The organism is Psychroflexus torquis ATCC 700755 (assembly GCF_000153485.2).
GTDB classification, from domain to species: domain Bacteria; phylum Bacteroidota; class Bacteroidia; order Flavobacteriales; family Flavobacteriaceae; genus Psychroflexus; species Psychroflexus torquis.
Genome location: NC_018721.1, coordinates 3,918,404 through 3,940,917 on the forward strand (window position 1 = coordinate 3,918,404; position 22,514 = coordinate 3,940,917).

The 22,514-nt window shown below is 35.2% G+C and carries 24 protein-coding genes and 1 tRNA gene; 15 read left to right on the forward strand and 10 right to left on the reverse strand.

Going from position 1 to position 22,514, the window contains the following annotated elements; all coding sequences use genetic code 11:
• Nucleotides 1–111 precede the first annotated feature (111 nt).
• The 7 genes from rpsF (at nucleotide 112) to P700755_RS16850 (ending at nucleotide 6,678) form a co-directional block, all read left to right on the forward strand.
• A complete protein-coding gene (gene rpsF / locus P700755_RS16820) occupies nucleotides 112–450 on the forward strand; it encodes a 30S ribosomal protein S6 (protein ID WP_015025826.1) in 339 nt (112 codons plus the stop codon).
• 2 nt (nucleotides 451–452) lie between these two features.
• A complete protein-coding gene (rpsR, locus tag P700755_RS16825; RefSeq protein ID WP_003438584.1) occupies nucleotides 453–749 on the forward strand; it encodes a 30S ribosomal protein S18 in 297 nt (98 codons plus the stop codon).
• Nucleotides 750–761: 12 nt separating this feature from the next.
• Nucleotides 762–1,211: a 50S ribosomal protein L9 gene (rplI, locus tag P700755_RS16830; protein WP_015025827.1), complete on the forward strand. Its 450-nt coding sequence runs from the start codon at nucleotides 762–764 to the stop codon at nucleotides 1,209–1,211.
• A 91-nt stretch (nucleotides 1,212–1,302) separates the two neighbouring features.
• Nucleotides 1,303–4,467: a TonB-dependent receptor gene (locus P700755_RS16835; protein ID WP_015025828.1), complete on the forward strand. Its 3,165-nt coding sequence runs from the start codon at nucleotides 1,303–1,305 to the stop codon at nucleotides 4,465–4,467.
• 65 nt (nucleotides 4,468–4,532) lie between these two features.
• The gene (locus P700755_RS16840) at nucleotides 4,533–5,006 is read left to right on the forward strand and encodes a DUF6495 family protein (RefSeq protein WP_015025829.1); all 474 of its coding nucleotides are present in this window, start codon (nucleotides 4,533–4,535) and stop codon (nucleotides 5,004–5,006) included.
• 37 nt (nucleotides 5,007–5,043) lie between these two features.
• Nucleotides 5,044–6,420: a histidine--tRNA ligase gene (gene hisS / locus P700755_RS16845; RefSeq protein ID WP_015025830.1), complete on the forward strand. Its 1,377-nt coding sequence runs from the start codon at nucleotides 5,044–5,046 to the stop codon at nucleotides 6,418–6,420.
• A gap of 72 nt (nucleotides 6,421–6,492) precedes the next feature.
• Nucleotides 6,493–6,678 carry a hypothetical protein gene (locus P700755_RS16850; RefSeq protein WP_015025831.1) on the forward strand — a complete coding sequence of 62 codons (186 nt, stop codon included), beginning with the start codon at nucleotides 6,493–6,495 and terminating at the stop codon, nucleotides 6,676–6,678.
• A 260-nt stretch (nucleotides 6,679–6,938) separates the two neighbouring features.
• On the opposite strand, the gene P700755_RS16855 is transcribed toward P700755_RS16850, so the two are convergent.
• Nucleotides 6,939–7,012 (reverse strand) — tRNA-Met (locus P700755_RS16855).
• A gap of 127 nt (nucleotides 7,013–7,139) precedes the next feature.
• Here P700755_RS16855 and P700755_RS16860 point away from each other — a divergent pair.
• Together P700755_RS16860 and P700755_RS16865 are read left to right on the forward strand one after the other, a co-directional pair.
• Entirely contained in the window at nucleotides 7,140–7,532 is a 393-nt protein-coding gene (locus P700755_RS16860) for an START-like domain-containing protein (protein ID WP_015025832.1), read from the forward strand.
• Between the two features lie 13 nt (nucleotides 7,533–7,545).
• Complete coding sequence (locus P700755_RS16865) at nucleotides 7,546–8,400, forward strand: aminotransferase class IV (RefSeq protein WP_015025833.1); 855 nt, start codon at nucleotides 7,546–7,548, stop codon at nucleotides 8,398–8,400.
• Here P700755_RS16865 and P700755_RS16870 read toward each other — a convergent pair.
• The 5 genes from P700755_RS16870 to P700755_RS16890 all read right to left on the reverse strand — a co-directional run bounded on the left by P700755_RS16870 (nucleotide 8,397) and on the right by P700755_RS16890 (nucleotide 12,919).
• Entirely contained in the window at nucleotides 8,397–8,960 is a 564-nt protein-coding gene (locus P700755_RS16870) for a YqgE/AlgH family protein (protein ID WP_015025834.1), read from the reverse strand. The genes P700755_RS16865 and P700755_RS16870 overlap by 4 nt on opposite strands.
• 112 nt (nucleotides 8,961–9,072) lie before the next feature.
• Nucleotides 9,073–9,345 carry an HU family DNA-binding protein gene (locus P700755_RS16875; protein ID WP_003438613.1) on the reverse strand — a complete coding sequence of 91 codons (273 nt, stop codon included), beginning with the start codon at nucleotides 9,343–9,345 and terminating at the stop codon, nucleotides 9,073–9,075.
• Between the two features lie 165 nt (nucleotides 9,346–9,510).
• The gene (gene fmt, locus P700755_RS16880) at nucleotides 9,511–10,464 is read right to left on the reverse strand and encodes a methionyl-tRNA formyltransferase (RefSeq protein ID WP_281014082.1); all 954 of its coding nucleotides are present in this window, start codon (nucleotides 10,462–10,464) and stop codon (nucleotides 9,511–9,513) included.
• A complete protein-coding gene (locus P700755_RS16885; protein WP_015025836.1) occupies nucleotides 10,461–12,374 on the reverse strand; it encodes a RecQ family ATP-dependent DNA helicase in 1,914 nt (637 codons plus the stop codon). Before P700755_RS16885 ends, fmt begins: the two co-directional genes overlap by 4 nt.
• Nucleotides 12,371–12,919 (reverse strand): AAA family ATPase, encoded by a 549-nt coding sequence (locus P700755_RS16890; RefSeq protein ID WP_015025837.1) that lies wholly within the window; start codon nucleotides 12,917–12,919, stop codon nucleotides 12,371–12,373. The genes P700755_RS16885 and P700755_RS16890 overlap by 4 nt, the downstream gene beginning before the upstream one ends.
• Nucleotides 12,920–12,984: 65 nt before the next feature.
• On the opposite strand from P700755_RS16890, the gene P700755_RS16895 reads away from it, so the two are divergent.
• Genes P700755_RS16895 through murA form a run of 3 tightly spaced genes read left to right on the forward strand, consistent with a single transcriptional unit; the run spans nucleotide 12,985 to nucleotide 15,290 of the window.
• Nucleotides 12,985–13,281 (forward strand): DUF493 family protein, encoded by a 297-nt coding sequence (locus P700755_RS16895; RefSeq protein ID WP_015025838.1) that lies wholly within the window; start codon nucleotides 12,985–12,987, stop codon nucleotides 13,279–13,281.
• Between the two features lie 53 nt (nucleotides 13,282–13,334).
• Nucleotides 13,335–13,976 carry a DUF4290 domain-containing protein gene (locus P700755_RS16900; protein WP_015025839.1) on the forward strand — a complete coding sequence of 214 codons (642 nt, stop codon included), beginning with the start codon at nucleotides 13,335–13,337 and terminating at the stop codon, nucleotides 13,974–13,976.
• Entirely contained in the window at nucleotides 13,977–15,290 is a 1,314-nt protein-coding gene (murA, locus tag P700755_RS16905; protein WP_015025840.1) for a UDP-N-acetylglucosamine 1-carboxyvinyltransferase, read from the forward strand.
• Nucleotides 15,291–15,402: 112 nt separating this feature from the next.
• Here murA and P700755_RS16910 read toward each other — a convergent pair whose 3' ends face one another.
• Nucleotides 15,403–16,002: a hypothetical protein gene (locus P700755_RS16910; RefSeq protein WP_015025841.1), complete on the reverse strand. Its 600-nt coding sequence runs from the start codon at nucleotides 16,000–16,002 to the stop codon at nucleotides 15,403–15,405.
• Nucleotides 16,003–16,607: 605 nt separating this feature from the next.
• On the opposite strand from P700755_RS16910, the gene P700755_RS16915 reads away from it, so the two are divergent.
• From P700755_RS16915 to ychF, 3 genes are all read left to right on the forward strand, one after another.
• Nucleotides 16,608–17,063 (forward strand): LexA family protein, encoded by a 456-nt coding sequence (locus P700755_RS16915; protein WP_015025842.1) that lies wholly within the window; start codon nucleotides 16,608–16,610, stop codon nucleotides 17,061–17,063.
• The gene (locus P700755_RS16920; protein ID WP_015025843.1) at nucleotides 17,063–18,340 is read left to right on the forward strand and encodes a Y-family DNA polymerase; all 1,278 of its coding nucleotides are present in this window, start codon (nucleotides 17,063–17,065) and stop codon (nucleotides 18,338–18,340) included. The genes P700755_RS16915 and P700755_RS16920 overlap by 1 nt, the downstream gene beginning before the upstream one ends.
• 212 nt (nucleotides 18,341–18,552) lie before the next feature.
• Nucleotides 18,553–19,647, forward strand: a complete 1,095-nt coding sequence (gene ychF, locus P700755_RS16925; RefSeq protein ID WP_015025844.1) for a redox-regulated ATPase YchF — start codon at nucleotides 18,553–18,555, stop codon at nucleotides 19,645–19,647.
• 405 nt (nucleotides 19,648–20,052) lie between these two features.
• Here the strand turns inward: ychF and P700755_RS16930 are convergent, their stop codons facing one another.
• The 3 genes from P700755_RS16930 to P700755_RS16940 form a co-directional block, all read right to left on the reverse strand.
• Nucleotides 20,053–20,481 (reverse strand): hypothetical protein, encoded by a 429-nt coding sequence (locus tag P700755_RS16930; protein ID WP_015025845.1) that lies wholly within the window; start codon nucleotides 20,479–20,481, stop codon nucleotides 20,053–20,055.
• An 884-nt stretch (nucleotides 20,482–21,365) separates the two neighbouring features.
• Complete coding sequence (locus P700755_RS16935; RefSeq protein ID WP_015025846.1) at nucleotides 21,366–21,680, reverse strand: TM2 domain-containing protein; 315 nt, start codon at nucleotides 21,678–21,680, stop codon at nucleotides 21,366–21,368.
• Nucleotides 21,681–22,005: 325 nt separating this feature from the next.
• Nucleotides 22,006–22,386 (reverse strand): hypothetical protein, encoded by a 381-nt coding sequence (locus P700755_RS16940; protein WP_015025847.1) that lies wholly within the window; start codon nucleotides 22,384–22,386, stop codon nucleotides 22,006–22,008.
• Nucleotides 22,387–22,514: the final 128 nt, after the last annotated feature.

Here is a 22,514-nt window from a genome sequence, read left to right on the forward strand (position 1 = left end):
GAATGAATTTATTTTAATAAACAGAAGTGCCTGATAATATAACTTTAAACCAAGTTTGCAGTATTCAAAATATAGTGTACTTTTGCACCCATTAAATTAAAATGTAAAATTATGAATCATTATGAAACTGTTTTCATCTTGAATCCCGTTTTATCTGAAGACCAGATAAAGGAAACAGTGAAGAAATACGAAGATTTTCTTGTTTCTGAAGGTGCCAAGATGGTGAACAAAGAAGATTGGGGGCTAAAAAAATTAGCGTACCCAATTCAACACAAAAAGAGTGGATTTTACCACATGTTTGAGTACGAGGTAGTAGGACCTACTATCGAGCCTTTAGAAGTCATGTTTAGACGAGACGAGCGTATGATGCGTTATCTAACTGTTAAGCTAGATAAACATGCTATCGATTGGGCTAAAGAACGAGTTAAACGAATTAAAACCGGCGCGTAATTATGGCAACAATTGAAGAACAATCAAAAGGAAAAAACGATGGTGAGATTAGGTATCTTACCCCGTTAGATATTGAAACAAAAAGTAAAACGCGTTTTTGTCGTTTTAAAAGAGCAGGTATTAAGTATGTAGATTACAAAAATGCCGACTTCTTGATGGAATTTGTAAACGAACAGGGTAAAATTTTACCAAGACGTTTAACAGGTACATCTTTAAAATACCAAAGAAAGGTTTCTCAAGCTATCAAACGTTCGCGTCATTTAGCTTTGATGCCATATGTAGGTGATTTATTAAAATAAAAAGGCAGAAAAATGGAAATTATACTAAAAAAAGACGTTGACAATGTTGGTTTTACCGACGATCTTGTATCTGTGAAAAACGGATACGGACGTAACTTTTTAATTCCTCAAGGTGTTGCTGTATTAGCGACTCCTTCTGCGAAAAAAGTGTTGGCAGAAAATATAAAGCAGCGCGCTTATAAAGAGAAAAAAGTTATTGATGAGGCTAAAACTCGTGCTAACAAAGCAAAAGAGCTTGACCTTAAAATCACTTCAAAAACTGGAGCTGGAGATAAACTGTTTGGTAGTATTACTACTTCAGACCTTAAAGATTACCTAGCGAAACACGAAGTAGATATCGATAAGAAATTCATTACTATTCTTGGTGGAAACATTAAGCGTTTAGGTCAATATGACGCTAAACTAAGATTCCACAGAGATGTTATATTAGATTTTTCATTCGAAGTAATCACTGAAAGCTAATGTTTTTAAAAAGATTCTAATAAAAAAAGCTGACTCCCAAACGAGTCAGCTTTTTTTATTTCCATAACTTAAATTTCAAACACAATTTACAATGAAGAAAAATTACTTTTTAATTATTTTATTTTTAATCGGTTTTGCAAGTACTGCTCAAGTGACGACCTCTACCATGTCAGGTTTAGTAAAAGACGATACTGGCCTTACGCTTCCCGGAGCAAACATCGTTGCTACTCATGTTCCCACAGGATCTGTATACGGAGCAATGACCAATCTCGATGGAAGATTTAGAATCAATAACATGAGAATAGGTGGGCCTTATACAGTGGCTATTTCTTATGTTGGTTTTGAAACTAGGATCTTAGAAAATATCAACCTTGATCTTGGCGAAACTTTCAATATTGAAGCGACCTTACTTATTTCTTCTAATGCCTTAGATGAAGTCACCATTACCGTATCTGAAAATCCTACGTTCTCAAGTCAAAGAACTGGAGCTGCAACTCAAGTCACTAGTAGAGATTTAAAAGGCCTGCCTACCATTTCCAGATCAGCTCAAGATTTCACAAGGCTAGAGCCTACAGCAAGTGGAAACTCTTTTGGAGGTAGAAATGATCAATTCAACAATTTCACGTTAGATGGAGCTGTTTTCAATAATCCTTTCGGATTGGATTCACCAACTCCTGGTGGTCAAACAGGCGCTCAGCCTGTCTCCTTAGATGCTATTGAGCAAATAAAGGTAACCACAGCACCTTATGATGTTACACTTTCTGGTTTTACAGGAGCTTCTGTGAACGCAGTGACAAAGAGTGGTGATAATACCTTTAAAGGAACGGTATATTCTTTTTTTAGAAATGAAAATTTAACCGGTGGTAAAATTGAAGGTCAGGACGTTCCCAAGGCAGATCTAGAGCAACTACAATATGGTGTGAGTATTGGAGGGCCAATTGTTGAAAATAAATTATTTTTCTTTGCCAATTTTGAAAAAGATGATCGTACTGATCTTGGATCTCCATTTTCTCCAAATAGAGGTACAGGAGCTATTAATGAGTCTAGAGTTTTAGCTTCAGATATGATTGCGGTTTCTCAAGCTTTGTCAGATTTAGGCTACGATACAGGACGTTTTGAGAACTTTAATTTCAATTCAGAATCTACCAAGGGAATTATTAAATTGGATTGGAATATCAATCAAAATCACAAAGCTGCTTTTATCTATAATTTCTTAAAAGCATCAAAAGATACTCCAGCCAATAGAACAGCTTTAGGCTTTAGAGGTCCTAGTCCTTCGGTTATTCAATTTGAGAATTCAGCCTATGAAATCAATAATAACCTCGATTCTTTTCAATTTGAATTGAATTCAACGTTTGGGAATGTTTCTAATAAATTTCAAGCCGGTTATACTTATTTTGATGACTTTAGAAGTCCATTTTCCACTCCAGCACCTCCTATTACCATACAAGATGGGAACGGATCCAACTACATCATTGCTGGACACGAACCTTTTTCTATCAATAATGAATTGCAACAAAAGGTTTTTCAAGTGACCAATAATGTCAATATTTTTGTGGGGGACCACTCCATAACTATTGGTGGATCTTTCGAAAGATTTGAATTTGATAACTCCTTTAATTTAGGGGGCTATGATAATTTCGGTAATCCTAATGGATATTATGGAACATTTCTAGGAGGAGAATATCCTTCGGTCAATGCATTTCTAACAGATGCGAGTGCAGGAGCTCAAAGTGCAATTGCTCAAAATCTAGCTTTTGCTCAATCCACTTTCGATTCTAGAAATGCCAATGGAGTTGGAAACGACGGAGGTTGGAGACTCTCTGAAACCAATGTAGGTCAGCTGTCTTTTTATGCTCAAGATGAATGGAGTATGACCGACAATTTCAAGCTCACTTTTGGTTTGCGTTTAGACAAACCCTTATATTTTGACACCGATGAGAAGATTCAAGAATATATAGATATCGATAATGGCGCTTCAGTGGATCCAACAACGGTCTATTTTGATCCTGAAACCAATGCAGAAACGACTTTAAATTCAACTCAATTACCTACAGATCAATTCTTAATATCTCCTAGAATGGGTTTCAACTGGGATGTTAGAAATGATAAAACCCTTCAAATCCGTGGTGGAACAGGAGTGTTCACTGGTAGATTACCTTTTGTTTGGATCGGTAATCAAGTAAGTGGAGCCGATCAGGGATTTTTCCAAATCGTAGATCCAGATTTTAAATTTCCACAAGTTTGGAGAACTAATATTGGATTAGATTATAAATTTGAAAATGGACTTATTGCAAGTACAGATATTTCTTATACGGAAGACATCAATGCTGCACATGTTCAAAACTGGGGACTCAAAGAGCCAACAGGAACTTTGGAAGGCGTAGACAGCAGAGCTATCTATAGAGCAGCAGATAAGGGCGAAAATGATGCGTATGTCTTTACAAATTCCAATAAAGGACGCATTTTTAATGCAGTAGGAACTTTGAAAAAGTATTTTGATAATGGTCTCTATGTTAGCACATCTTATAGCTATTTGAATGCTAAAGATGTAAACTCTATAGAAGCTGAAATTACAGGAGATGCTTTTACCTTTAACCCAACAGTAGGAAATGCTAATAATGATGCGTTAGGCTTTTCTAAATATGGAGATACGCATAGGTTTATAGCTGTTATTTCCAAAAATTGGCAATACGGGAAGAGTAATCAATGGGAAACAACAGTATCTAGTTTTATAGAGTATGCTCAAGGTGGACGTTATAATTTTACCTACGGAGGAGATATTAATAATGATGGGTCAGATAGAAATGATTTGCTTTATATCCCTACGGTTCAGGAGTTAGATCAAATGACTTTTTCTGGTCTTGGACAAGCTGAGGCTTTTAATACTCTTATTGAAAATAACGATTATATGAGTGATAATAGAGGAAGTTATTTTGGACGTTATGGTGCTAAAGCCCCATGGAGAAGTACAGTGGATATTAAAATACTTCAAGATTATAATTTTAAAGTTAACGATACAAAATTCAACACAATCCAGATAAGTCTTGACATTTTGAACTTTGGAAATTTATTGAATTCAGATTGGGGTGTCGTTCAAGAACCATTTAATCAACAGCCTATAGGGGTGGTTGTGGATCCTGCGACCAATGAACCTGTATATACTTACAATGAGAATAGAGTAGATACCTTTGCCGTTAACACAAGTTTACTCTCTAGATGGAGAATGCAAGTTGGGTTGCGTTACATTTTTTAAAATAAAACAATGAACAAAAGGAAGATCGGTAGACCAACTACCGATCTTTTTTTATTTTTGCAATTATGAAATACGAAAGACTTACACAGGAACAGCTTAAGGAAATGAACAAAGAATTTATTAATTTCTTGGCAAGCCAATCTATCACCAATGAAGAATGGGAGGATATCAAAACCAACAAACCGCAGGTGGCAGAAGATGAATTGGATGTATTTAGCGATTTGGTTTGGGAAGGGGTGTTGAACAACGTTAACTACCTAGAACATTTCTCTCCACAGCAGTTGTTTCTTTTTGAATTTACAGATCAGCATATAGATCTTATAGGCATTAAAATTCAAAACGAAACTGTCGATATCAATACTAAACAAGGTTTCCAATGGCTTAGGGATAACTTATTGAATGAGGATGTACATATCTACACGTCTAGAAAAGCTTTAAGTGAGGACAGAAATAAGGATATTTTTGCACTGATTAAACAAGGAGCACACATTACCAAAGGCAAACTTTATCACTATTTTAGTGGTATGGTTGAAAAGTAACTATATTTTAGCTTTTTTATAATTTTTAGAACAACACATGGCAAGCAAGGCTTCAATACCAAAAGGGACTCGTGATTTTTCTCCACTTGAAGTGAGCAGAAGACACTATATTATCTCTGCAATTGAAAAGCATTTTAAAACCTTTGGCTTTCAACCTATAGAAACTCCAACATTCGAGAATTCTGAAACCTTGATGGGAAAATATGGTGATGAAGGAGATCGTCTTATTTTTAAGATATTGAATTCTGGGGACTTTTTAAGAAAATTAAATTCAGATGTTTATAGTTCTCAAGATAGCCTGAAACTATCGACTCAAATCTCAGAAAAGGCCCTTAAGTACGACCTTACTGTTCCCTTTGCACGGTATGTGGTACAACACCAAAACGAAATCGACTTTCCGTTTAAACGCTATCAAATTCAATCTGTATTTAGAGCAGATCGACCTCAGAAAGGAAGATTTAGAGAGTTTTTACAATGCGATGCCGATGTAATTGGGAGTGATAGTCTATGGCAAGAAGTGGAATTTATTCAGCTTTATGATGCTGTATTTTCAAGTTTAGGCTTAGAAGGGGTGACTATTAAAATGAATAACAGAAAAATCCTTTCAGGACTAGCAGAAGTCATTGAAGAAAGTGACAAATTGGTAGATTTTACGGTAGCTCTTGACAAGTTGGATAAAATAGGGGAGGAGGGCGTGAAAAAGGAAATGCTTGACAAAGGAATTTCTGAAAACGCTCTTAAAAACATTCAGCCTATTTTTAGCCTTGAAGGTGATTTTTCAACAAGGATTAAGCTTTTAAAATCTTTACTTTCTAATTCTGAAGTAGGGCAAAAGGGAATTCAAGAACTTGAATTTATAGAAAAGGCCCTTCAGTCCCTGCCTCTCAAGATGGCTAAATTGGACTTGGATGTGACTTTAGCTCGCGGACTCAATTACTACACGGGAGCTATTTTTGAAATTTCTGCCCCAGAAAAGGTCAAAATGGGATCGATAGGTGGCGGTGGAAGATACGACGATCTCACCGGTATTTTTGGGCTGAAGAATAAGATGAGTGGAGTAGGAGTTTCATTTGGACTAGATAGGATTTATCTAGTCTTGGAGGAGTTGGATTTATTTCCAAAGGCTATAGAGGAATCAACAAAAGTCTTGTTTATAAACTTTGGTGAAGAAGAAGCTTTGTATGCTTTAAAGGCGGTTAACGCTCTAAGAACTTCTTCTGTAGCGGCTGAATTATATCCCGATGCTGCTAAAATGAAAAAACAAATGACTTATGCTGATAAACGAAATATTCCTTATGTGGTTTTAGCGGGAAGTACTGAAATGGAATCTGAAGTTTATAATTTTAAAGACATGAACTCTGGAGAACAAGAATCATTTAATCTAGAAGAATTAATAAATAAACTATCAAATTAGTAATGATCTTAACTTTTAACGCTTCATTAGATAATTTAAATGTGAATTTATATCTATATTTAATGAAAAATTATGGGATCAACTGATAAATATAACGGCATTAGACCTAAGAAAGATGGAGGAAAAGCTGAAAATGAATTGCATTTAGCTGATATGCATGGTGATGGTGTTCATTTTGATAGAGAACTTTTAGCAAAAGCAAAGCTTAAAGAACAATCTGATAAAGACATAGAAGCTCAAAATAAGAGTAAAAATTAGAACGGTCTCAAGGCCTGTTAACTACAAAGCTTTTTTAGACTCAAAGGTTTAAATTTATTTCTTTTATATCCTATAAAAAACGATGCAGTTTAATCTTTATAGACATGAATAACACTTAAATAGTAAGTTCGATTATATTTAAAACTCTGATTTTAAGTGATTTATTAACAATATGAAGAGTTTATTTAAATGCCTTAAAAGTCCTTTTTTCGAAAAGTTTATATATAAAAAAACCTCACTAATAGTGAGGTTTTTAAATGTAGCGTGGACGAGAATTGAACTCGTGACCTCCGAGTTATGAATCCGACGCTCTAACCAACTGAGCTACCACGCCATTTAAGTTTTGCAAAGATAATATTATCTTTTGCTTTAACAAATTTGATTGTACAATAATTTTAAATAAAGTTTTTATACTTCACGCAATTATCCATATATTGCTTTTCAAAATAAAATTTAGTGCAATGAGTGATAAAGTAAAATACGAGATGGAATTTCCTATACAGGTTTCCCCATCTTTGCTATACCAATATATTTCAACACCTTCTGGATTAAGCGAGTGGTTTGCGGATAATGTGAATTCTAGAGGCGAGTTATTCACATTTATGTGGGAAGGGAGCGAAGAGGAAGCAAAACTTCTCTCTAAAAAAGCAGACGATAGAATCAAATTAAGATGGACTGAAGATGAAGAAGAGAGCTTAAATTATTTCTTTGAAATGAAAATTCAAGTAGATGAGATCACTAAAGACGTCTCTTTGATGATCACAGATTTTGCTGAAGAAGGTGAAGAAGATGAGGGCAAGATGCTTTGGGATAACATGGTATCAGATTTAAAACAAATTCTAGGATCCTCTTAAAATCAAACACGTTATGAAAGTAAGTTTTAATGGTGATCTTTTACCATCTGATGAAGCAACACTAAATCTCAATAACAGAGGTTATAATTATGGCGATAGTCTCTTTGAGACCATGAGAGTGATTAATTCTAAAATTATGTTTTGGGAATCCCATTACTTTAGATTAATGTCGTCTATGAGAATCTTAAGAATGTCTATTCCGATGGACTTTTCCCCAGAATTTCTTGAAGAAAAAATCATAGAGCTTATTAAAGCTAATGATTTAGGGTCTTCACCTGTTCGCGTTAAAATTAATATCCATAGAGAAGCAGGGGGTTATTATACACCCGAAAGAAATTCTATTGGTTATTTTATAAGTGTAAAACCTTTAGATGGTGCTTTTTTTACAATTAGTGATGATCCTTATGAAGTGGAGTTATTCAAAGATCATTATGTGCTTTCTGGGATGCTTTCGACGATTAAGTCTAACAATAAGTTGGTAAATATTTTAGCAGGGATCTATGCTAAAGAAAATGGATTTGATAATTGTTTCTTAATCAATCAAAATAAATCAGTACTTGAAATGACCAATGGTAATGTATTCATTATTAAGGGGAAAGACATAAAAACACCGCCATTATCTGATGGATGTTTGAATGGAATTATCAGAAAACAGCTTATAGAAATACTCAATAAATCTGAAGACTTCACTTTAAAAGAGGAGTCTGTTTCTCCTTTTGAACTTCAAAAGGCAGATGAAATATTCTTTACCAATGCCATACAAGGTATTCAATCGATTACTAAATATAGAAAGAAGACGTATACCAATACAGTGGCTAGAAACCTAGTTGGAAAGCTAAATGCTAAAGCAAGATTGGTAGATATTTAATTGTAATTAGGGTTTTCAGGCGCATTGGACCAAATAAGATAATCTCCACCAAGTTTTTTCATTTTTTCTTGCCAGAATTGACCGTATTTCAATGAGTTGAGAATGTCATTCGCCTTAGTCTCATAGTCTATGACCCAAGTATTCATATCGATTTCAGTTTCTAATTGAGAAGGATCCCAGCCGGAATAGCCCAAGAAGAATTTAATGTTAGCCGAAGTAATTTGTCTAGTATTGATCAATTCTACAATAGTTTCAAATGAGCCTCCCCAGTAAATGCCCTCTTTAATTTCCACGCTTTCTAAAATGAGGTGAGGAACATTATGAATAAAGTATAAATTTTCCTGTTCAACAGGTCCTCCATTAAAAATTTTAAAATTTTCCTCTATTTCAGGAATCAATTCTTCAAGATTAATATCTAGGGGTTTGTTCAGGATAAAGCCTACTACACCTTCAGCATCCAGATGGGCTAAGAGTATAACAGAGCGATTGAAAGTTAAATCGCCAATCGTAGAAGGTTCTGATACTAAAATATCTCCTCGGTGGGGTTGAAGTTTTTCCATAGTGAACGTGTAAGATTTAACAATTTAATTAAAAGTATAAAAATTTATCAATAAAAAAAGACCTTTTGGAAGAAAGGTCTTTAATTTTTGAAGAAATGTAAGTTTTATAACTTTAGTTAACTGCTTTTTGCAAATCAGATCCAGCTTTAAATTTCACTACATTTTTAGCAGCAATTTTAATAGTCTTCCCAGTCTGTGGGTTTCTACCTTCACGAGCAGCTCTTTTAGATACCGACCAAGATCCAAATCCAACTAAAGATACACGATCTCCTTTTTTAAGAGCACCTTCTACATTTTCAAGAAAAGACTCCAATGCTTTTTTAGCTTCTGCTTTTGTAACACCAGCATCTTCTGCCATGGCATCAATTAAATTTGTTTTGTTCATAATTAAAATTTTAGATTTTGTTGATTAAACATCGTATTAACACGTTACAAATTTATATGGAAAATATTACTGTGCAAGAGATTGCGGGTAAAATCCTTGCTGAATAGCCGAAAAATGGGCTTTTTTCTCCTATATCTATAAAATAATCCAAGATTGAAATTGATTTTAACAAAATCGGTAATCACTTTTCCATTCCATTCCGTTGAGCAAGGCCTTCACTTCCATCTTCTTTTTCCCTGGAAATTGGAGTTCTTCAAGGTGTACGTATCCATTTTTTACAGCAACATCAATTGTTTTTATTTCAGTATTTAAGCCTGTTGATCCAATTTCCTTTTGATGGTCTGATATCTCAAAGCTAGCCTTATACACTTTAATCTTTTTTATTTCATCTTCTATAGTAAGTTCAGTCCAAGCCACAGGAAAGGGGGATAAGCCTCTTATAAAGTCAACAATAGCATTCCCGGATTGTTTCCAATCGATTTTGGTATTCTCTTTCGTTAGCTTGGGAGCTGCTTTTAATTCAGAAATATTGGCTTGAGCTTGAGGCTCAACTTTAGCTTGTTCAATGGCCTTGACGGTTTCTATAACGACATCTGCTCCTAGAGTCATCAATTTGTCGTGTAAGGTCTCTACATTGTCTTTTTCAGCTATAGAAATAGACTTAGAGTCAATAATCTTTCCAGTGTCGATTTCTTCATCGATAAAAAATGTAGTGACACCTGTCTTTTTTTCTCCATTAATAATAGCCCAGTTGATTGGTGCAGCACCACGGTACTGAGGAAGTAAAGAGGCATGAAGATTAAAAGTGCCATAATCGGGGAAATCCCAGACCGCTTTTGGGAGCATTCTAAAAGCCACCACTACAATCAAGTTGGGATCTAAGCGTTTTAAATCATCTTGGAAATCTTCAGATTTTAAATTTGTAGGCTGTAAGACTTCCAAATCGTGATGAAGCGCATAAGTCTTCACCGCAGAAGATTTCAATTGCTTACCACGTCCAGCAGGCTTATCTGGTGCAGTGACCACTCCAACAATATTAAAACTGGACGTTTGTAAACGATCTAAAATGCCAACAGCAAATTCTGGCGTTCCCATAAATAGTATTCGTAAGGTTCTCATAGGTTAAAACTATAGGTGTTATTAGATTCTAATGTTATTTTCCCGCTTTCCAGAAGTTGTTGTAACGACTCCAGTAGCGCTTCTTTGGGATATTTGATCTTCAGAGAAAGTTCTTTTGAACTTAAGTTGGACAGCTTTAATTCTTCCAAAATATAACCATTTAAGTCTTGATATTTGGAAGATAATTGTGGATTTCTTTTGGCTTGAACTGCTAAACAAACAGAACATTTTCCGCAAGGCTTGGACTCTTTTTCTCCAAAATACTTCAAAATAAAACCTTGTAAACACAGCGTCTTTTCCTCGATGTATAGCAAAACCATTTCTGCTTTTTGAAGCTTGTTATTTTGATAATCATTTACATACTTTCTTAAAGGATTCAAAGTGTATTTATCTTCACGAGGGAGAATGAAAGTAATGCTCAAATCTTGCTTGATAAATTCCGCTGACAGGATGCCATGTTTTTTTAAAGCTTCAAGTTGGTCATAAACCTCTTTGTCATTATAACCTGTTTTCTTTTTTATGAGTTGCATGTTTAAGGTCAACTCATTGTCAAACACTCCTCCATAGGTTCGTAAAATAGTTCTGATTAACAAGGCAAATCGCGTGTGACTATCTATAAAGTCTATCACGGCCTTACTGGTTACTAAAAATTTCAATTTTGCTTTTTTCTGAAAAGATTTGTCCAAACTGATGACACTTAGTCTGTCTAAAAGATTCAGTGTATTATAGGTTAATACCGTATGTAGCTTATAATGGGAGCAGAACTCGTAAAAATTGAAATCGAAAACTTCATTTTCTCCCTCTCCGTATGCTATTCTGAAGTTGCTCATTAAAGCTTTATAGACATTTTTTATGGCTTCGAAACTAGGGATGGTTTTGATAAACTGATTTTTGAGCCTCTGCTTGTCACTTTCGTTGAACAAGACGATAGCTTTAGCAGGCTTTCCATCCCGACCTGCTCTTCCTGCTTCCTGATAATAACTTTCTAAACTTTCAGGCAGATGGTAATGGATCACTTGTCTTACGTTGGCTTTGTCGATTCCCATTCCAAAAGCATTGGTCGCTATCATAATAGGATAGTCTTCTTTCAACCAGTTCGCTAATTTTTTTTGTTTGTCTGTTTGTGAAATACCACCATGAAAATAAGTCGAGCGGAGTCCCTTCTTATTTAAAAACTCAGATAACTCTACACAGGCAGATCGATTTCTAACATAGACAATGCTGTTTTCTGTGGCGATGTTAAGTTGTGAATACAAGGCATTCATTTTATCTGCCGTAAAATCAGTAAGAAGAGCAATATTAGGTCGCCGAAAACTTTCCAAAATAATCGCAGGGTCTTCAAGCTCAAGTTCTGTGATGATATCTTGTTTAACTTTCTCTGTGGCTGTGGCCGTAAGAGCGATGATGGAAATACTAGGCTGTAACTCCTTCAATAAATGAATTTTTCTGTAAGCAGGTCTAAAATCGTGACCCCATTGTGAAATACAATGTGCTTCATCGACAGCTATAAAATTAACATTCATTTTTCTGATGCGCTCCCTAACCAATTCCTGCTGAAGTCGCTCTGGAGAAAGGTATAGAAATTTATAGTTGCCATAAATGCAATTATCTAGTCTTTGGTCTACCTCGACATGGGACATGCCACTTTTAAGCAGTTGTGCTTTTATTCCTCTAGATTTTAAATTTTCAACTTGATCTTGCATTAAAGCGACCAATGGCGATATCACAATACAAATGCCCGGTTCTACTAGTGCAGGCACCTGAAAACAGATAGACTTTCCTCCACCAGTAGGTAAAAACACACAAGTATCTTTTTGTTCTAAAATAGAATCTACTGCAAGTTCCTGTGAAGGTTTGAACTGATCATATCCCCAATAGGTCTTTAGTATATCTAGAGGAATCGGTTTCATTTGGTTTTTATGCTGTTAAGAATAAAGTTCATGCGCACATGGATTCTGGTTTTGGGTACTTCTATCAAGGGATAGCCTAAGTCTCGATAAGTCTTCACTAGTGAATCTTGTAGACTCTCAGCAAGATCTAAATCTTCAAAACGCTCATTGTCTTGGGTGTAAATATCATTCCAGATGGGAAATAGAAAGACATTGTCATACACATGAGTTTTGTTTGCCTTTTGGAATTCCTTAGGATAATCCTCTTGAAAATGATCCATATAAGCGGTCACATCGGGGATGCCCCTATCCATAAAAACATGACGCGTATCTAGAGTTTCAGCTTCTTCAAATTGCTTTATGCGCCCTTTTAAGAGCATTTCACTAAAGCGCAAAGGGTCGTCCAAAAACAAATGCTCTATCCCTAACTGTCTTGCTTCCAAGGTGACTTCTCTTGATATTTCGGGGAAACAAAAATAACCTAAGTCGGACAGCGCTTCTATAACTGTAGATTTTCCAGTACTTGGGCCACCTATGAGTAAATTTTTGACGGACTTTATTTTCATTGGGGATTTATAAGGCTATGATTTATAAAAACGACGAATAACAGTATATTTGCCTAAAAAATAAAATGACATCCGATAATTCTTCAGATGAATTTTATACAAAGTTGCGAAAAAGACTCAAGAAAACCAGCGATTGGCCTTCTGAGTACTTGTATAAATTCATTGTCCCCTCATCAGATCAAGCTAATTTGGATAAATTGATTTCCATTTTTGATAATCTTGGCGCTGTAATTTCAACTAAACAATCTTCAAAGGGCAAATATACCAGCGTTTCTATAAATGTTACCCTAAAATCTCCAGATATTGTCATTGAAAAATACAAACAAGTCGGGGAGGAGATTGAAAATGTGATCTCCCTTTAAATAGAAATAAAATTAAATGCTTATTTTGCATTAATATTAAAACACACAGACCATTGATAAATTACTTAGAGTATAATTCCGAAAGAAACGAACTAAAGATACCAGAATATGGAAGACATATTCAGAAAATGGTAGAATACGCCAAAACTATCGAAGATGATGAGAAGCGGAACAGGACCGCAAGAGGCATAATAGATGTGATGGGAAATATGAACCCTCACTTAAGAGATGTTCCAGATTTTCAACATAAACTTTGGGATCAACTTTTTATCATCAGCAACTTTGAGTTGGATGTAGAGTCTCCGTTCCCCATGCCTTCTCGAGAAGAGCTATATGCTCGACCAGAACCATTGCCATATCCACAAAACTTTCCTAAATATAGATTTTACGGTAATAACATCAAACGTATGATTGATGAAGCTATTAAAATTGAGGATGGTGAAATGAAAGATGGTTTGATGTTCAACATCGCCAATCACATGAAAAAATGCTATTTGAACTGGAATAAAGATACCGTGTCTGATAAAATTATTTTCGATCATTTAAGGGATTTAAGTGAAGGTCAGCTCGATTTGAAAAGTGACGACGAAGAGCTTAGTGATGCCAATGCTTTGGTCCGCCAAGCCAACAAGCGCTCAAAGCCACAAAAGAAAAACTTCAAGAACAACAACCACAATAGAAAACGCAAATACTAAATGGCAACTTTCCAAATCGAAGGAGGACATCAACTTAAAGGTGAAATCCAACCTCAAGGGGCGAAAAATGAAGCTTTGCAGATTCTTTGTGCTGTCTTATTAACTCCAGATGAAATCAGAATCCATAACATTCCAGATATTAGAGATGTAAGTAAACTCATCGAAATACTTGGAAACTTGGGAGTGAAAATACAGAAATTAGGCAAAGGAAGTTATTCATTTAGGTCGGATGAGCTAAATTTGGATTACTTAGAAAGTAAGAAATTTAAGGACGAAGGTACTAGTTTAAGAGGGTCTATCATGATTGTTGGACCGCTTTTGGGCCGTTTTGGTAAAGGGTATATTCCCAGACCAGGAGGCGATAAAATTGGAAGACGACGTTTAGATACTCACTTTGGTGGGTTTGTAAAACTCGGTGCAAAATTTAGGTACAACAGAGAAGAACGTTTTTATGGGGTAGAGGCCACAAAAGGGTTAAAGGGAGCCGACATGCTTTTGGAGGAAGCTTCGGTCACTGGAACTGCCAATATTTTGATGGCAGCTATTCTTGCTGAAGGTAAAACAAGTATCTACAATGCTGCTTGCGAGCCCTACATCCAGCAATTGTGCAAAATGTTGGTGTCTATGGGCGCAAAAGTTAAAGGCATTGGTTCTAACTTATTAAAAATTGAAGGCGTTGAAAGTTTATCGGGATGTACGCATCGCGTTCTACCAGATATGATTGAAATTGGATCTTGGATCGGTCTGGCTGCGATGACCAAGAGTGAAATCACTATCAAAAATGTGAGCTGGGATAACTTAGGTATTATCCCTGTCACTTTTAAGAAACTAGGAATTCAATTAGAAAAAAGAGGAGACGATATTTATATTCCTGCGCATACAAATGGTTATGAAATCGCTTCATTTATAGATGGGTCCATCATGAACATTAGTGATGCGCCATGGCCAGGATTTACACCAGACTTGCTCAGTATCATTTTGGTAGTAGCCACTCAAGCTAGAGGAAGTGTTTTGATTCATCAAAAAATGTTTGAAAGTCGACTTTTTTTCGTGGATAAATTAATTGATATGGGTGCTAAGATCATACTTTGTGATCCACACCGGGCGACAGTTATAGGTCACGATTTTGAGTCAGAGCTAAAAGCGACAACGATGACTAGCCCAGATATAAGAGCTGGTATTTCCCTTTTAATTGCGGCCTTGTCTGCAAAAGGTACCTCTACTATCCACAATATAGAACAGATTGATCGAGGATATGAAGATATCGATGGGAGGCTAAAAGCTATTGGAGCAAAAATCAACCGATATGACTAGAACAGGCCTTTAACTTATCAAGGTGTTCTGGATGCTGCTTTTTACAAATCTGTCAATTTTCAAAAGGAAGTCCTTCCGCGATGATTCGGCTTATGGAAGCCATGATCACTATTCAATCTAATAGAACGGGTTTCCCAACTGCTTTCCTCGACTTTCTATTCGTAGCCACCCAGCCAAAAGTAAAATTGAATAAGGGTCCATAACCACTAGGGACCCCAAAACCGTCGTAATAGCCAAATCCAAATTCTAAGGTTGTATTAAATCCCTTTTCGTTGGTTCTTTGTAACCCGTACAATAAACCATAAAAAGCAAGCGAGAAATTTTTTTGCCCATCTAAGTTATTGCTAATTTGTAAAGGTTGCCAAAATACACTTCTTGCTGGGGCGATGTAATTAGCAGAATTACCTATTACTTTTTTATTCATATCATAACGTGTTTTAAAATTATGATAATACCTCACTCGAGTGTGCCAGACAAACCCAAAAGTATATCCTTCTTGGTAATAGGCGAGTCCGGGAGAAAAACTATTAGATATGCTAACATTCTTAAACAAGCCTAATTCATATCGTATTCCTGGAACAAAGAAATTAAAGGTGACTTGGTGTCTTTCTAAGTTGGGTGTACCGTCCCAATTTTCAATAAATTGCTGCGCTTTGGACGGTAAACTTAAAAGGAAAAATAATCCTAAAGTGATATGGTATTTTTTATACATGAGTTTTTTATAAAGAGTATTTAAAAGTAAGTGAAATTGAATATGTTTTTAATTTTTTCCATAAAATAGTTCACTCTAATACCAAATTATATTTATAATGCCGTATAAAATCAGTTTCTTTTTCACTTACTAATCGTCATAAAATAGAACCGTAACTATTGCTATGTTTATATTTTTTTTTCTCAACTAAGTAAAAAACCTGTGCTGAGCTACGTCGTAGTATAATTCAAATTTTTAATGCAACATTTAAAAACTAAATTGGTATTAGTCATAAGTCAACCAAATAGTCTGAAGGCCTTTGATGAAAATCATCATCTCCCTGAATGGATTGGATAGTTACAAAGTGCTTTGCTTATAACATGTTAAACTTATTTTGAACAAAACTTCAACTATCCACAAGCACAGCGAGGTAAACCATGTGCATGAGGCAAACAAAACACCAGAAAATTATGGATAGCATAAGTATGAAATAGTTTATCATCTGATTATCAATGTTTTATTCTGACTTAAAATCGCTTATAAGTCTTTATAAAATTGATAAACGTTAATTAATACGGATATATTCCAAATATTCGGAATATATCCTAAATTTGTAAGAAAAGCCTATGTTACATGTGGTCCACTACCACGGGCATCCTGCCCTTGAAATTTTTCCTCCAGATCTATCCAGACATCTGAATTTACCTTTTGTAAACCAAGGTATTAGTGCAGGATTTCCCAGTCCTGCAGATGATTTCTTAGACATCAAAATCGATCTGAATCGGGAGTTTATTAAAAACCCTAACTCCACTTTTTATGCTCGTGTCCGAGGACGAAGTATGGTAGGAGCTGGGCTTAACGATGGAGATCTGCTTATTATCGATAGAAGCCTAGAGCCTAAAGATGATAAAATAGCGGTGTGTTTTGTCGATGGAGAATTCACAGTAAAGCGTATCAAAAAAGAGAAAGACACCGTTTGGCTCATCCCAGAAAACAAAGAGTATCCGCCTATAAAAGTTACAGCCGATAACGAGTTTGTAATTTGGGGTATGGTGACAACTGTAATTAAAAACGTAGAGTAATGTTTGGACTAGTCGATTGCAATAATTTCTACGCGTCTTGTGAGCGTGTGTTCAATCCCAATCTGCGCGATAAGCCTGTGGTTATTTTATCTAACAACGATGGCTGTGTTATCGCGAGAAGCAATGAAGCAAAAGCTTTGGGCATCCCGATGGGCGCTCCCACCTATAAGTTTGAAAAAATATTTAAGCAGCATAATATTCAAGTCTTCTCCTCCAATTATGCGCTTTATGGGGATATGAGTTCACGAGTGATGAACATCTTAAGCAACTTTACCCCAGATGTGGAAATTTATAGTATCGATGAGTCTTTTTTAGAATTTAGCGGTTTTGGTAATTACAATATGCAGGCCTATTGTGAAAAGATAAAATATGTGGTGGAAAAAGGAACGGGAATTCCAATAAGCATAGGCCTTGCGCCAACCAAGGCCTTGAGTAAAGTCGCCAACAGAATTGCCAAAAAATTCCCGGAACAGACCAAAGGTGTGTTTATTATGAAAGATGATGCTGCCAGAATAAAAGCTTTAAAATGGTTGAAGATAGAAGATGTATGGGGTATAGGTCGGCAGCATGCGTTACGGCTAAAAAAACATAACATTCACACCGCTTATGCCTTTTCTGAATTACCAGATGAATGGGTGAGAAAGCAAATGAGTGTGGTAGGCTTGCGCCTTAAGAACGAACTCCAAGGTCGACGGACTCTGGAGCTGGAAACGCCTGCTCATAAAAAAGCTATTGCGACTACGCGGTCTTTCGATAAGCAGTATAAAGAGTTCGACTATATCCAGGAGCGTGTGAGTAGTTTTGCCATCAAATCGGCAGAGAAACTGCGTCGACAGGGGAGTTGCTGCCAGATGATCTATGTGTTTTTAAAAACCAATAAATTCCGGCAGGATCTACCGCAGTATCAAAACAGCATAGTGGTGCAGACAGGCTATCCTACAAATTCTAGTATAGATTTAATCAAGTTTGCCGTGGAAGGACTTAAAAAAATTTATCATCCCGATTATTACTACAAAAAGGCAGGTGTGATTGTTATGGGCTTGGTTCCTGAGGACCAACGTCAGTTGGCTTTTTTTACGGCAGAGAATCCTAAACACAAGCAATTGATGCAAAAAATAGATCGGCTGAATGGTGCTTATGGGACAGGAGCGGTACGTTTTGGAAGTCAAGATTTAGGAAAGGTATGGAAAATGCGCAGAGAGCACTTGTCTCAAGCCTATACGACCAATCTAGGAAGTATTATAGAAGTGAATGTTGGTGATGAGAACAAAAGCTAACGCAAAACCTTCAGTGGTTCCTTCATCTTTGGCAAAAGGCTAGAGGTGAACATAAAAGAATTAAACTAATTGGTGAAGATGTCCAAGTGGAGCAGGTACAAAATCAACCTAAAAAACACATAGATTTCTCTATAAATTTGATATCTCGCATAGGTAGGCAACGCGCAAAAAAACCTTATCTTTGCAAACTTGAAATTTGAAGACTTAATTTTATGAAAGCAGGAATTGTAGGCTTACCCAACGTAGGAAAATCCACTTTATTTAACTCGCTGTCCAATGCGAAAGCGCAAAGCGCTAATTTTCCGTTTTGTACGATAGAACCTAATATTGGCGTGGTGAATGTTCCCGATCCTCGTCTTGAGCAACTGGAATCACTAGTCGATCCAGAACGGGTCGTACCAGCAACGGTAGAGATTGTAGATATTGCAGGTTTGGTAAAAGGCGCGAGTAAAGGCGAAGGTCTAGGCAACCAATTTTTGGGAAACATAAGAGAAACCGATGCGATTTTGCATGTGTTGCGATGTTTTGATGATGATAATATTATACACGTTGATGGGAATATAGATCCTATTCGCGATAAGGAAACCATCGATATCGAATTGCAGCTTAAAGACTTAGAGGCTGTTGATAAAAAGCTAGAAAAAACCAAGCGCGCTGCCAAAACGGGAAACAAAGAGGCACAACGAGAAATGTCCGTTCTAGAGAAATTGAAGACTGGTTTGGAAACTGGCAAGTCGGTGAGGGCTCTAGAAATTTCTGAAGAAGACCGTGAGGATATTGTAAAGCCCATGCAGCTCATTACCGATAAACCTGTGATGTATGTCTGTAATGTTGATGAAGGCTCTGCCGTGAATGGCAATGCGCACGTAGATCGTGTGATGGCATCGGTAACTGACGAAGATGCGGAAGTTTTGGTTCTTGCTGTCGGTATTGAAGCCGATATTGCAGAATTGGAAGACTATGAGGAGCGTAAGCTTTTCCTTGAAGATATTGGTCTAGAAGAAGCAGGTGCTGGAAAATTGATCCGCTCGGCTTATAGATTATTAAATCAACAAACTTATTTTACCGTTGGTAAGAAAGAAGTGAGAGCATGGACAGTAAAAGTAGGAGCAACGGCACCACAAGCGGCTGGAGTGATACACTCAGACTTTGAGCACGGCTTTATTCGAGCAGAGGTTATCAAATTTGATGATTTTGTTCACTTTGGCAGTGAAGCAAAAATAAGAGATGCTGGTAAACTTAGCGTTGAAGGTAAGGAGTACATCGTCAAGGACGGTGATATAATGAATTTTAGATTTAATGTGTAGAACACCACACCCTATAGAGCTAAAGCCCCAGTTCAAATTTTGAACTGGGGCTTTTTTGGGCTTATAAAAGGTTACACTTTCTATTTTTTTTTAGGAAGATGAAAAGATTTTAGACGAAATAATAAGCGAAATCAAATCTTCGAAATCTGAAAAGGTGATTACGAAAAGATTTATAATGAAATATTTACTTTTGAATAGCTTTTAAAACCTTCAAGGTTTGATATACGTTGTGATTAACTTAGTGAGATGATTGTTATTGAAATTTTAAACATTTCATAGCCAACATAAACTTGTTGACGCATACTTCTGAGTTATCTAACTTGATTGAGTTAACGGAATTAAGAAGAAATTGTGTCTTGTTGTATTAAATTTGCTTTAATTGAGCTTTTTTGAGTTAATTCTAAGCTATTGCTTTGTAAGAATCACATCAAAGGTTACTGATAAATCGTAAATTATGGTTGTGTCTCCAGTACCTTTTGTAAACTCGAAGGTACTGGTTACGGTACCACTTAAAACAATTTCTAGTTTATAGTAGGTGTCTGTTATCGTTTCATTTGTTGTGATAACACTTAAGTCAACGCTTTCCTGCAAACTTTCTTTTAGATTATATAACACGTTACCATCTGCAGCTAGATCAATTAAATTGTTAGTTGTAAATTGAAAACCACCAATTTGAGCAGAAACAGGTTCTGATTCATCTAGCCAAGTTCCAATAATCCATTCTGGTGGATTGATAAAGTTACTTTCATTTTGAATGGCTACATCATCATCATCATCGCTACTACAGGAAATAATAGTTAAAAACAGGATTGAAAATGTTATGAGTTTTTTCATTTCTAGAATTATTTAAATATTTATTTTATTTAAGATTTAGTTTTTTAGTCTATTGCCGAGTTAATATTACCCAGATTATAGGTTTTTGTTTTTATGAGTGCTAAAACAAATAGCTTTTTCAATAAGGTCTTATCTTACCGATTACAAGAATAATTAGCTTATTCTAGGCAACTGCCATTTTTTTTGTGTTGGATATTTTCTGCTTCAATCCTCAATTGCAGATATTAGGTTTAAATAAAAATTTGTCGCTTCTTTCTCATCTTTAAAATGAATTTGGTATTTTAATAATCCATTGATATCTTATCAATACGCCAACTATCATCAAATTTTCTAAAAAGTGCAACGCCTTTTCCTTCCTTTACAATAAATCTTTTCACGATGCTATTTACGTTAGAAAACTTCCAAATAATTTGTGCTTCTTTATATCCACTATTATCATTATCTAAAAAATTCTTACTGTTGGCAATACCCTCGATTGAAATTACTATACTTCGAACTGATGTTTTTAATGATAAACTATAATAAGAAACCTGATTAAAGTAGTTAAACCCTTTTGATGTAAGATTTCTATTTTTAATCCAGTATCCTTGATTGATTCCATCACTTATAGGACTGCTATTTATTTTCGGGTTCTAAGCAGTTTCCTGAAATTTTGCATTTTCATTAATTAATTTCACTTTAAATTATCACTTTAAGATTGTTATCACTTTTAATTTGTTTTTGACACAATTAATGTTTCAGATTAATTCATAAAAAATAGCTACGTATTCTACTATCTATTTTAAATTCCACGATATATTTATTTAAAAATTCAAGATTAGTTTACATATTATGTAGCTTTAGTTTAAAAGCATGCCATATACCTAGTTTTTGCAGGTTGATATTTATGATAATTCAGGATTATTTTTATTTCCTGTTGCAGCAGCCATCATCGCCATATTTTGAGCTTGACTTTCTTCCTTTTCTTTTTTATCAATATCTTCAATTTGCAAAGAAATTTTTAAATTATGACTGCTAATTTTTGATGGAATATGAAATAAATCAATTATTGCCCAGATACCAAATCCTCCAAAAGTTACCCAATATAGTATCTGTAATCCCCATTTTCCTAAATAGGCGTAGTGACATCCTAGAAATATCCAACATAAATAAGCTGTTCCTGTCGATTTCATTTTTGACATTAAATAATGTTTGTTCATAATAATTGTTTTTGAGTTTAATTAAATTTCTTACAATGCTTTTACCTTTTCTAAATTCTATCTATATATTTTCATTTATCCATTAAAAAAAGCATAAAAAAACATAACGAGCATTGCAATAGTGGTAAGTAAATGTTTTCTAGTGAAAATCTACTAATTGGGATGTTAATCCTAATGTTAATAAAAACAACTTAACTCAAATTTGTGGTAACTAAATATTTTTTAAAATTTGAAACAAAATATAGCTTCTTAAAAAACATCAATCCAATGGGCAAAAAATAATTGATTTTTAAGGTTATTATTTTATAAGAGGAACTAAAATTTATTAGTAGAATGAAAGCCCAATAAGCTCTTCACTTGTATATAAATATGCAGCAATTGCTTTTTTGTTTTTACGGCCGTTTACGTCACATATTATTTCGTCACTAACAATATCTCCCTTGAAGATACATTCTCCTATTTTCCCTGTGATTTTGAACTTCCCATCTTCTACTAATAAGTTATCTGATGACATTAAAAGGAATTTCATTTTCTTCGCATTAATAAATTGCTCTGGTTTTTTAAATACAATTTTATCTAATTTGCCTTTTTTAGTTATTTCTAACCGCACAAAATTAATTTGTATAGGTTCGTATTTAAAAACAATTCTTACTACTGCTTTTCTAAAGTCTTTTAGTGCTTCATTAAAAGACTCAGCTTCACTCATGTTATTTTTGTAAGTATTGCTTTTTGAATTTAGATTTAAAGGATAATCAAAAGAATATGGACTTGGTTGGTTGTATGTATGTGCCTTTAACTTTACCGACTACTGATATTGAAAATTGATATCCAGTT